Genomic DNA, 12,864 nt, shown 5'->3' with positions numbered 1-12,864 from the left:
GTACGCACCGAACGTGCACTCACTGCGAGATTTGCCGCGATTTTTCGCACTGGCTGCACGTTCGGCGCGTCAGGGTCCGCTGGGGTTCCCCGGCCGGCGGACGGTCAGAACTCGATGTGAACACGGCACTAGAGTGCAGCCATGAGCACGGTTGAATCACCGGCCATCTCGCGGTCCCGGATCGTGGCGTGGGCCTTGTGGGATTGCGGCGCAACGGGCGTGAACGCCGTGGTCATCACGTTCGTCTTCTCCGTGTACCTCACCGGGCCGGTCGGGGCGGGGCTGCCCGGTGCCACCACGCCCGCCAGCTGGCTGGGCCGGGCCCTGACGTTTGCGGGGCTGTTCGTCGCGTTCCTGGCGCCGGCGACCGGGGTCTGGGTGGACGCCCCCCACCGTCGCCGTACCGCCTTGGCGATACTCACCGGCGTGGTCATCGCATTGACCGCCGCCATGAGCCTCATCAAGACCGACTACCACTACCTGTTGCCCGGCCTGATCCTGCTGGCCTGCACCGCGGCGTGCAGCGACCTGGCGACGGTGCCCTACAACGCCGTGTTGAGCCAAATCTCCACGCCGCGGAACATGGGGCGGATCTCCGGAATCGGCTCGGCCTCGGGGTTTTTCGGCAGCGTGCTGCTGCTGCTGATCCTCTACGTCGGCTTCATCGGCGGCGACGGCGACACCCGCGGCGCGTTCGGCTTGGCGGCGGCCGACGGCCAGAACGTGCGGGTGGCGATGGTGGTGGCCGCGGCGTGGCTGGCGGTGTTCGCGGGCCCGCTGCTGGCCTTGGTGCGCGCACCGGCTGCCGTCGACCCCCGGCCGGCCGCCGGGCTGGGTAGCGCCTATCGCGCGCTGTGGCGCGAGGTGAAGAGCGAGTGGCGACGCGACCATCACGTGGTCTACTACCTGCTGGCCAGCGCGGTATTCCGCGACGGGCTGACCGGCATTTTCGCGTTCGGCGCGGTACTCGGCGTCAGCGTGTACGGGGTATCGCAAGCCGACGTGCTCATATTCGGTGTGTGCGTCAGCATCGTCGCGGCGATCGGTGCGGTGGTGGGCGGTCTGCTCGCCGACCGGGTGGGCCCCAAACCCGTCATCACCGGCTCGCTCACCATCATGATCGCGATCGGCGTGGCGCTGCTGAGCGCGTCCGGGCCGCAAGCGTTCTGGATCTGCGGGCTCCTGCTGTGCCTGTTCGTCGGCCCCATCCTGGCCTCCGCGCGGGCGCTGATGCTGCGAATGTCCGCGCAGGGCAAGGAAGGTGTGGCCTTCGGCCTCTACACCACCACTGGGCGGGCCGCGTCGTTTTTGGCGCCGTGGATGTTCTTCACCTTCGTGGACCTGTTCGGCGCCGACCGGGCCGGGATGGGCGGGTTGTGCGCGGTCCTGGCGGCGGGTCTGCTGGCCATGATCGCGGTGCGGGTGCCCCGCACCGCGATCTAGCCGAAGCCGGGTGACCGCGATCGAGCACATCGTTGGGCTCGATCGCAGGACCGGCTGCGTGTCGCGACCAAGTGTCGCGACACGGTTGCCGTCAGCTCGGCTCGGCGGCCGCGACGGTTTCCGTCTCGTCCGACGGCGTGTCGGATTCCGCCTCGGTCGACCCTGACTCGGGTTGCGGCTCGGCTGATTCAGGCTCCGCATCCGGCATCTGGTTGGCCAGGTACTCTCCGAGCCCGCCGATCGTCGGATAGTCGAATACCGCGGTTGCGTTGATCGTGAACGCGCCACCGAACTGGCTGTGCAACCGGTTGCGGAGTTCGACCGCCATCAGCGAGTCGGTCCCCAGATCCAAGAACCGACTGGTCGCGGCGGGCGGTTGCGCGAGCCGCAGGAAACCCTGCACTTCGCGCTGCAGGAACTCGGTAATGAAACCGGCGCGCTGCGCCACCGGGATCTCCTGCAGTTGCTTGAGCAACTCACTGTCGACCGCCTCGCTCATTTCGCTCGGCAACACCAGATCCAGAATCGGTGGACGGGAGCTGCCCAGCACCTTCGCCGCTCGCGCCCAGTTGGCCTTGAGGACAGTTGCCTGCCCGGTGCCATTGGCGACAACTTCGGCGAGCGCACCGAGCGCAGCCGACGGCTCCAGCGGAAGCAAGCCCTGCGCACTGATATTGGTGCTCGCGGCATCTGACGACGCCATACCGCCCCCGCCCCAGGGTCCGAAGTTGACCCCGGTGGCCGGCAAGCCGTGCGCCTTCCGGTCCGCGACCAGGCCATCGAGCAACGCGTTGGCTGTCGAGTAGTTGGCCTGGCCTGGTGAACCGAGCAGGCTGGACACCGAGGAGGACACGATGAAGAAGTCCAGCTTGTCGTCCCTCGTCAACCGGTCCAGATACAGCGCACCGAACGCCTTGGGTGCCAACGTTGTTCGGAACCGGTCCAGGCCCTGCTGGGACAGCAGTGCGTCGTCGAGCAGACCGGCGAGATGCGCAACTCCCGCGAGCGGAGGCAACTCCGCGCGGATGCGCTCCAACAGCTTCTCGACTTCGGACTCCTCGCCCACATCGGCCGCGAAGGTGTGGATGCGGCACTTGTACCGCTCGGTGATCTCCTCGATTGTCCGCTGCGCGTCGGCGTCGGGCGCACGCCGGCTGGTCAACACGATGTCACCGGCACCGAGTTGGGCCAGATACGACGCCGTGTGCAGACCGATCGCACCGAGTCCACCCGTGATCAAGTAACTGCGATCACCGCGCGGCTGTAGCGGGTTCGGCATCTGGCACACGATCTTGCCGATGTGCCGCGCCTGCTGCATCCGGCGGAACGCCGTCCTGGCCTCGGTCAACGGGTAGACCTCGGCGGGTAGTGGCGCCCATTCCCCCTTCGCCAACCCTTCCGACACCTCACTGAGCAAGGTGCGAATACGATCGGGTTCGGTGAACATTACCGTGTCCAACGCGACGATCTCGTAGGCAATGTCGGGTCGGGCCTCGGCCATCTGCTCGGGAGTCCAGATGTCGCGCTTGGCGATCTCGGCGAAACGGCCGTTCTTGGCGGTGGCCCGCACGGTCGCCTCGATGAACCCTTCGCTGGTCAGGGAGTTGAGTACTACATCAACACCCGAGCCGCCGGTGTCCTCTAATATCTGATCAGCGAAATCGGTTGTGCGCGAGTCGTATACATGCTTCACGCCGAGATTGCGCAAGGTCGCCCGCTTGAAGGTGCTGGCCGTCGCGTATACCTCCGCACCGTGCTGCTGGGCCATCTGGATGGCGGCCAGACCAACACCACCACTGGCTGCATGGATGAGCACCTTGTCGCCGGGATTCAGCTTCGCCCAGTCGAACGACAGCCGAACCGTGAGCGCCGCAGCCGGAATGGTCGCGGCTTCCACCGCGCTCACCCCGTCCGGGATCGCCGCCAGGAACTGGGCTGGCACGTTGAACCTGCTGGCGAACGCACCCTGCATGGTGCCGTAGACACGCTGACCGACCTCCAGTCCGGTCACGCCCTCGCCCAATTGGGTGACGGTGCCGGCGAAGTCGCCGCCGACGGGCCCCGGGTCACCCGGGTACAGACCGAGCACGTTGAGCACATCGCGGAAGTTCAGGCCGGCAGCCTCAACCCGGACTTGCACATAGCCCTCGTCCGGAGGCGGCACTTCCTTCTCAGTCAGACGCAGGTTGTCGATCGCGCCGCGCTCGGTGGGGAGCAGGGCGTAATCATCTGCGCGCGGCACCGTGAGGTGGCCGCTACGCGACCACTGCAACAACCGGGATGCCAACGCTTTTCCTTGCCGCAGCGCGAGTTCCGGCTCGTCTACCGGCGCACCGAGCAGACCGGTCAGCAGCTTCACGGCCTCCGGCGAACCGTCGACATCGATCAGCTTGCTGCGCAGCCCTGGCTCCTCGTTGAGGATCGTTCGCCCGAGTCCCCACAGCGCGGCCTGTACCGGGTCGACCGGCTCACCGGATTCGGTGGCTACCGCTCGTTCGGTGACGATCCACAGCCCGCCGGGCAGTTTCAGCGAGTTGTCGGCCTGCGCGGTGTGCACCACACTGAGTAGATTTTCGATCTCGCCCTCGAGCCGGGTGACGGATTCTGCGGTCGACTCCCCTGCCTTCGGCCCGGAACTGCGCCAGACGATACCGGCGTACGGCATGCCTTTCTCCTGCGCCTGAGCCAGTACCTGGCCCAGCAGGTCGGCGTCCGAAGCCCGGTCGAAAGGGATGCAGCCTGGCAGCTTGGCCGCCAGTTCACCGAACCCGGCGATTAGCCATGTGCCGCTGACGTTTCCGTCGTCAGCTCCCGCCGACGGCAGCGGCACCTCGTGCCAGCCGAGGGTGTACAGCAGCCGGGTGGCGTCGCCGCCGAGTCCGCGCAGCAGTGCCTCGCGCGGCGCCCGTTTGACGGTGAAGCCGCGAATCCCGCCCAACTGGCGGCCATCCCGGTCGATGTAGTCGATGTCGAAGACCTGGGTTTCGCTGTCGAGTTCGCTGGTATGCCACTTCGCCCGGCAGTAGAACCTGCGCGGCATTTTCTCCCGCAGCGTCACCTGCTCGTAGCGCAGCGGCAGGAACAGACCGTTGACGCCCTGTTCGGCTGCCCGCAGCGCCGGGAAGGCCGGGAACGCGACGCCAGTGCACAGGTCCATCAGGACCGGGTGCATCGGCTCGGACCCGAGGTTTTCGGACAGGTCTTCACCGACGGAGATGTCGCCGATCGCCTCGCCCTCGCCGAGCCACAGCGACTTCAGCGATCCGGACCAGTTCGGCCCCCACGACAGCTCCATGTCGTCGAACGTTTCGAACAGCTCTTGCGGGCGCATGCGCTCCATCCGCTCGATCGCCGCGTCGACGGGTTCTGCCGGATCGGCCTCCGGTTGTTCCCCCACACCAGAGACTGCGATCCCATCCGCGTTCAACGACCAGTCAGCGTCGCGAACGCCGTAGGGGCGGCTGTGCACCTGGAATTTCCAGCCGTCACCATTGTCGAGCGGATGCAGCGTCAGCTGCACCTCACGAGAAGCCTTCTCCGGAAGAATGATCGGCTCGTAGAAGAAGACCTCTTTCACGTGCGCCGGCGTGCCGACGGCGGTCAGCGCCATCGCCGCATACGTCGCCCCCGGCACGACGACGGTGCCATAGATGACGTGGTCGGAAAGCCATGGCTGCGATCTGACGGACAGCCTGCTGGTGTAGACCGAGGCCCCGGAGGCCAGATCCTTTGCGCTGCCGAGCAGCCCGGATGTCGCGGGACCGTCGACGGTGATGGCGGACGACTTGGGCCAGAACCGACGGCGCTGGAACGGATAGGTGGGCAGTTCGAGCCTACGGCGCGGTTGACGATGCAGCGCCGCGAAGTTCGGCCGATGGCCGCTGACGTAGGCCGTGGCCAGTGCTTCGGCGATCTGGCGCCGGTCTCCGATGCCCTTGCGCAGCGAAACGATCGCCCGCGGCGCGGCCAGATGTTCCGGCCAAACCTGCACCGCGGCCCCGGTCAGCACCGGTTGCGGGCCGATCTCCATCAGCACCGAGCAGCCCAGCGCCGCCACGGTGCGCACGCTTTCGGCGAACTGCACCGGCTGGCGGGAATGCCGCCGCCAATATTGCGCGTCGAGCGGGGTGTCCGCGGTGAGCACCGTGCCGGTGCGGTTGCAGACCAGCGGCAACGTCGGCGCAGCGAACTGCATCCGCGCGGCGTAGGTCTCGAATTCATCGAGCACCGGCTCCAGCAACTCCGAATGGAAGGCGTGGCTGGTTTCCAGCCAGCTGCAGCGAATTCCGTCGTTGCCGAATCGGTCGACGATCTGTTCCAGGTCGGCGCCGGGGCCCGACAGCACGGTGTTAGGCCCGTTGTAGGCCGCGACCGACACCCGCGGGAATTCGGCGGCGACTTCCTCGACGTGCTTGGGGTCGGTGAACACCGCGACCATTCGGCCACCGTCGGGCAGGCTGCCGAACAACCGGCCACGCTCGGCCATCAGCCGTGCCCCGTCCTCGAGGCTGAAGACCCCGGCCACGCAGGCGGCCGCGTACTGGCCGACGCTGTGCCCCAGCACCACATCGGGCTCGATGCCCCAGGACTGCCACAGCCGGGCCAGACCCATCTCGACGGCGAAAAGCGCCGGCTGTGCAAACGACGTGTGCTTGAGGGTTTCGCCGGCCTCACCGCCGGTTTCGCGGTCGGTGGCGAACAGCACCTCCAGCAGCGGGCGCGCCAGGATCGGATCGACCGCGTCCGCGCAACGTCGCACGGTCTCGGCGAAAACCGGCTCGGCATCGAACAACTCGCGCGCCATTCCCGGATGCTGACTGCCCTGCCCGGTGAACAACCACGCCGTCGTCGGCCGGTCGGTGCACTCGCCGCGCAGCACGCCGGGACGCAGCCGGTTCTCGGTCAACTCGGCCAGGCCCGCACGGGCGCTGTCAACCGAATCCACCACCAGCGCAGCTCGGTGTTCGAAATGCGAACGCCCCACTCCGGCGGTGCGGCACACATCGGCGATGTCGGCTTCGGGCTGGTTCTCCAACCAGGAGCCATACCGTTGCGCCAAGGCCACCAGTGCCTCCGGTGACCGGCCCGACAGCGCCAGCACGTTGACCGACTCGTCGCGCCCGTCCGTCTCCGGCGCCGCCACCGCGACGTCGTCGTCGGCCGAGTGCTCGGCAGGGCTTGCCGGTTGTGCTGGCGCCTCCTCGATCAGCACGTGCGCGTTCGTGCCGGTGAACCCGAAGGAACTCACACCCGCCCGCCGCGGCCTGCCGTTGGCCTGCCACGGCGTCGACTTGTCCACCACCTGCACCGGCAGCGAATCCCACGGGATATGCGGCGACGGATTGTCAAAGTGCAGGCTCTGCGGCAGCACCCCGTGCTGCAGCGACAACACCACCTTGATCAGACCGGCGGCCCCGGACGCCGACTCAAGATGGCCGATGTTGGTCTTCACCGATCCCATCAGCAACGGCCGATCCGCATCCCGGGCGGCACCATAGACGGCCGCGGCCGCCTGCACCTCAATCGGATCACCCAACGGGGTGCCCGTCCCGTGGGCCTCGAGGTAGTCGACATCGCCGCCGGCGAAACCGGCGCGGGACAGGGCCGTGCCGATAAGCCGCTGCTGTGCACCACCATTGGGCACAGTCAAACCGCTGGACGCACCGTCCTGGTTGACCGCACTGCCCGGGATCACCGCGGCAACCCGGTCGCCGTCGCGCACCGCATCGCTGAGCCTCTTGAGCACCAGGATCCCGCAACCCTCGCTGCGCACATAGCCGTCAGCCGAGGCGTCGAAGGTCTTGCATCGCCCGACGGGCGACAGCATCCTGGCCCGCGACGCCGCGACAACGGTAACCGGACTCAGCAAGACGTTCACACCGCCGGCCAACGCCAGATCGCAGTCACCGGAATGCAGTGCCTGGCAGGCCTGATGCACGGCCACCAGCGACGAGCTGCACGCGGTGTCGACCGCCACCGCCGGCCCCTCCAGCCCGAGCGCAAAGGCAACCCGACCGGAAATGGCGTTGAGCGCATTGCCGGTGATGAAATAGGGCTCGATCTTGTCGATCGACTCGGCGGACAACAGATGGGCATATTCGTTGGCGGCCACCCCCGCGAAGATGCCGGTTCGGCTGCCGCGCAACTCCGCCGGCGAGTAGCCGGCCCTCTCAAGAGCCTCCCACACCGTTTCGAGCATCAGGCGCTGCTGCGGCTCGATCCAAACGGCCTCGCGCGGAGAGATGCCGAAGAACTCCGGATCGAATCCGTCGATTCCGTCCAGGAATCCACCGAAGCGGGTGTAGGTTTTGCCGGCCGTATCCGGATCCGGGTCGTAAAACTCGTCGATGTCGAAGCGGTCCTCCGGGACTTCCCGGATCGCATCCACGCCGCCGGACAACACCTCCCAGAACGCTTCCGGGTTGGGCGCACCCGGGAACCGGCACGACACCGCGACGATGGCGATCGGCTCATCGGTGCGCGTTGCCGCTGCCGTCGGCTGAGCCCGTGACTTCGCAGATCCCTGCTCAGCGAGTTCGAGCACGTCGCCGAGCAGGTAATCCACCACGTCGGACAGCCGCGGGTAGTCCATCGCCAGGGTCGCCGGAATCTCTTTGCCCACGCCTTGCTCGATGCGGCGCCGCAATTCGACGGCCATCAGCGAATCCATGCCGAGGTCGAAGAATCCTGCGTCCTCACGGATCTCGGCAGAATCGACACGCGTCACCTCGGCGACAGCGTTGCGCAGGTAATCCGTCAACAGCTTCTTGCGCTGCTGCACCGGCGCTGCTGCGAGCCGCTCAACCAGCTCGGTCTTCCCAGACGCCGTTGACACCGGCGCCGTACCGGGTACCTCGCCCTCCAGCTCCGCCAGGAATGCGCGCCGGCCCGCTTGCTGGTACAGCGGCAGGAACCGGGCCCAGTCGATCCGAGCCACCACGCCCTGCGCGGCGGACGCGGCGATCAGGTCGGCCATCCCCGCCAGCGCATCCGCCGGCGACAAGGTCCGGATCCCGCGCCGATCCAGCCGCGCCCGAGCCTCCGCGTCGGCCATCCCCGCCGACCACGGACCGAAGTTGACGCTGGTCCCCGAGACGCCGCGCTCGCGCAGCCGCCAGGCCAGCCCATCGAGGAAGGCGTTAGCCGCGCCATACGCGGTCTGACCGAATCCGCCCCATACCGAGGCGATCGAGGAGGTGCTGACGAAGAAGTCCAGCTGCAGGTCCGCGGCCGCCTCGCTCAAATACCAAGCACCCCACACCTTCCCGGCGAACACACGATCCACTTCGGCGTCGTCGAGGGTGCTCAGCGGGGTGGTGCCGATCTCGCCCGCGGCATGGACGATGCCGGCCAACGGCGGCAGTTCGGACTGCACGGTGGCCAACAGGCGCGCGACGTCGTCCGCGTTAGCGACATCGGCTGCCACCACCCGGAATTCGCAGCCGTGCTGTTCGCGTAACGCATCGATGCGCCGCTGGGCGGCGTCGCTGGGCGCGCGTCGGCTGGTGAGCACCAGCTGCCGGGCGCCGTGCCCGGCCAGGTATCCGGCGATTTCCAGCCCGAGTGAACCCAACCCGCCGGTCACCAAATACGTTGCATCGTCACGCAACGCCAGCGGCGTGGCGCTGGGCTGCTCGACGCGGCGAACCAGCCGGGGAACGTAGACCGCCTGATCACGCAGCGCGACTTGGTCTTCGCGGCGCGGTTCGGCCGCCACCTGGTTGATCAACCGGGACCATTCGTCGGCGGTGCCGTGCGCCAGGTCCGCCAGTCCGCCCCACACTTGCGGGTGCTCCAGCGAGGCGGCCCGGCCGAATCCCCACAGGCAACCCTGCTCGGGCGACACGGTGTCGGTGTCGGTGACGCGTTGCGCGCCGCGGGTCACAAGCCAGATGGGTGTGCGCAGTTCAGCGGCCACCACGGCGCGGAAGAGTCGCCGTGTTCCACCCAGAATCCGCTGCTGCATCCGCGTCAGCGAGTCCGTCGACGGTGCCGTATCGGAGTCGAGGGCCGCGACATGCAGAATCCGCAACGTTGATTCTTCTGCCGCCGCCGCGCGCAGCGCGGCCTCGAACTGCTCCTGTTCCGCGTCGGACGTCGGCAACCCGAGGACCCGATGCCGGTGACCACGCGTGGTCAACGCGTCTACCAGGGGCTGCAGCGCGTCGGCGTGGTCGCCGATGAGCAGCCAGGCAGATCCCTCGCCGGCTTCCGTCTCCGAGCTTGCGGCGGTGGCTTTCTCCCAGCGGAACTCGTAGCGCGCGTCCGCGATCGACTGCGTCTTGCGCTGCTGGTTGTGTTGCGCGGCAAGCCTCGTCAACACCTTGAGGGTCTGCTGGTCGCCGTCGGAACCGTCGAGGAGGGCCGCGAGCTCCTCGATCCGGCCGTCCTCAAGCAGGCGGACGGCTTCGGTGCTGGTGGCGATGTGCTGTTGCTGGTTGGGGCGTTCCCGGTTGTCCCGATACCAGTACTGGCGATGCTGGAACGGGTAGGTGGGCAGGTCGAGCTTGCGCGCCGGGCCGGTGACGGCGCCGAAGTCGGGCAGGTGACCCAGGACGTAGGCGTCAGCCAGGGCTTCGGTGATCTGTCGGTGGTCGGCGGTGTTTCGGCGCAGTGACGCGATCGCCCGCGGTGCGGTGGCCGGGTCCGGCCATGCCCGCATAGCCGCGGCCGTCAACACCGGTTGCGGGCCGATCTCCAACAGCACCTTGCAGCCCAGGTCGGCCAGCGTCCGCACGCTCTTGGCGAATTCCACCGGCTGCCGCGCGTGGCGACGCCAGTAATTGCCGTCCAGTTTCACGCTCCTGCCGAGCGTGGCGCCGGTGCGGTTGCACACCAAAATCCGTTGCGGCGAGCTGTAGGTGAACTGGTCCGCGTACGACTCGAACTCGTCGAGGATCGGATCCAGCAGCGCCGAATGGAACGCGTGGCTGGTGTCGAGCCAGTCGCACCGGATTCCGTCGGCGGTCAATGCGGCCACCGCCTGGTCCAGATCCTCGGCGGGGCCCGACAGTACGGTGTTAGCCCCGTTGTAGGCAGCAACCGACAAACTGGGGAATTCGTCGGTGAGGCTCTCGACGCGCTCGGCGGCGGTGAACACCGCGACCATCCGCCCGCCGGTCGGCAAACTGCCGAAAAGACGGCCGCGCTCGGCCATCAGCCGGGCACCGTCTTCGAGGCTGAACACGCCCGCGACGCACGCTGCCGAATATTGGCCGACGCTGTGACCCAGCACCACGTCGGGTTCGAAACCCCATGACTGCCAGAGGCGGGCCAGGCCCATCTCCACCGCGAACAAGGCGGGCTGAGCGTAGGAGGTCTGTCGCAGCGTCTGTTCGCTGTCCGGACCATCCGTGTCGAAAATGACATCCAGCAGCGGCTTTTCGAGAACCTCGTCGACTACTGCCGCGCAACGGGTAAGCGTCTCCGCGAACACCGGCTCGGTATCGAACAGTTCCCGCGCCATGCCGGGGTATTGGCTACCTTGACCGGTGAACAGCCACGCCGTTTTCGGCGTGTCGTCGGATACCCCGCGCACCAGACCGGGTGCCGGGCGGTCTTCGGCGAGTGCACCTAGCAACTCGCTGGCAGATTCCTTGGAATTGACTACCAATGCGGCCCGGTGCTCCAAGTGGGCTCGCCCTACCCCGGCGGTAAAGCACACGTCCGCCAGAGTGGCCTCCGGGTGTGCGTTGAGCCAGGTGCGGTATTGATCGGCGATCTGCACCAATGCGGCGGGGGTGCGCGCCGAGAGCGGAAGAATATTGAACCGCCGGTCGGCGGGCGCCGCGATCGGCCCCGGCTCGGCGGCGGGCTGGCCCACCTGTTCGGGGGCTTCCTCCAGGATGACGTGCGCGTTGGTCCCGGCGAACCCGAACGAGCTGACACCGGCGATACGGGGCTTGCCGTTGCGTTCCCAGGGCGTGGCCTGCTGCACGACCTGCACCGCAAGCCGGTCCCAGGGAATGTGCGGCGACGGATCGCGGAAGTGCAGGTGCTGCGGCAGCAACTCGTTTTCGAGGGCCAGGATGACCTTGATGACGCCGGCGATCCCCGCGGCTGCTTCCAGGTGCCCGATGTTGGTCTTCGCCGAGCCGATCAACAGCGGTTGGCTCGGTTCACGTCCGGCGCCGAGTACCGCACCCGCGGCCTGGGCCTCGATCGGGTCCCCCAGCGATGTCCCGGTCCCATGCGCCTCCAGGTATCCGACGTCGCTGGGTTCCAGACCGGCCCGCTTCAGTGCGTCGGCGATAACCCGTTGTTGGGCAACACCGTTCGGTACCGTTAAGCCACCCGATGCGCCGTCCTGGTTGATCGCGCTGCCCCGGATGACGGCCCGAATCCGGTCGCCGTCGCGGAGCGCGTCCTCGAGCCGCTTGATGACAATGACGCCGCACCCCTCGCCGCGCACGTAGCCGTCCGCGGCGGCGTCGAACGTCTTGCACCGACCGTCGGGCGCGAGCATGTGCGCATTGGAGAACGTGATCATGGTCGCCGGGGTGAGCAGGACGTTCGCACCGCCGGCCAGCGCGAGGTCACATTCTTTTAAGCGCAGCGCTTGACACGCCTGATGGATGGCCACCAACGACGAGCTGCACGCCGTGTCGACGGCGACCGACGGCCCCTGCAGCCCCAGCCGGTAGCTGATCCGGCCCGCGGCGGCGGCGTTCGACGTCCCGATGGCCATATAGGCCTCGATCTCGGGATAAGTGAGTTCGTCGGACGCCATTCCCAGGTAGTCGTGGGTGGCCAAACCGACGAACACACCGGTGTTGCTGTTGGCCAAAGCCGTTGGCGCGGTGCCCGAATGCTCCACTGCCCGCCACGCCGTCTCCAGCAAGAGTCGATGCTGCGGGTCCAGCAACCGGGCCTCGCGCGTCGACATACCGAAAAACGGAGCATCGAACCCCGTCACGTCATCGACGAAACCTGCCCGGCGGGTTACCACCTTCCCGGGCGCGCCGGGCTCTGGGTCGAAGAATTCGTCGGCATCCCACCGGTCCTCGGGCACCTCGGATATCGCATCCCGCCCGTCGCGGAGCACGTCCCAAAACTCACCTGCATCAGCCGCACCCGGAAAGCGCGCCGCGTAGCCGACGATCGCGAAGCCCGATGACGATTCCTTCAGATCCTGCATGGATGCCATGCCGTTGTCCTCCCTGCCTCGGTTCAGTCCAGATTCGCTCCCCCGCAGGCGGCCCGGTCGCCCAACAGAATCCCCGCCGCCGGCCAGTATTGCAAGGGTCACGTCGGCCCCGAGAACCTATCGCCAGGTAAGGCCGCTGGCCTAAGTCCCACGCCGAGCCGATCCGTCTCCGCCCCGGGCCACCGGATTCGCGTGCCGTTACATGCGCATCCATACATGGACCGCGACAGTGGCTGCCGGGGGGGTTATCCTGACCCCGGGTCGGGAGCCCTTTC

General features: G+C 67.6%; 2 protein-coding genes. One reads left to right on the top strand and one right to left on the bottom strand.

Features of this window, described 5'->3' with window-relative positions; translation table 11 throughout:
• The first annotated feature begins 141 nt into the window (after positions 1-141).
• Complete coding sequence (locus tag ACAG26_RS16950) at positions 142-1,443, top strand: MFS transporter (RefSeq protein WP_370484188.1); 1,302 nt, start codon at positions 142-144, stop codon at positions 1,441-1,443.
• A 91-nt stretch (positions 1,444-1,534) separates the two neighbouring features.
• Here the strand turns inward: ACAG26_RS16950 and ACAG26_RS16945 are convergent, their stop codons facing one another.
• The gene (locus ACAG26_RS16945) at positions 1,535-12,589 is read right to left on the bottom strand and encodes a type I polyketide synthase (RefSeq protein ID WP_370484187.1); all 11,055 of its coding nucleotides are present in this window, start codon (positions 12,587-12,589) and stop codon (positions 1,535-1,537) included.
• Positions 12,590-12,864 lie beyond the last annotated feature (275 nt).

The organism is Mycobacterium sp. pUA109, assembly GCF_041287095.1.
In the GTDB taxonomy this organism is placed as follows: Bacteria; Actinomycetota; Actinomycetes; order Mycobacteriales; family Mycobacteriaceae; genus Mycobacterium.
This window is presented reverse-complemented; position numbering and strand designations above follow the sequence as displayed.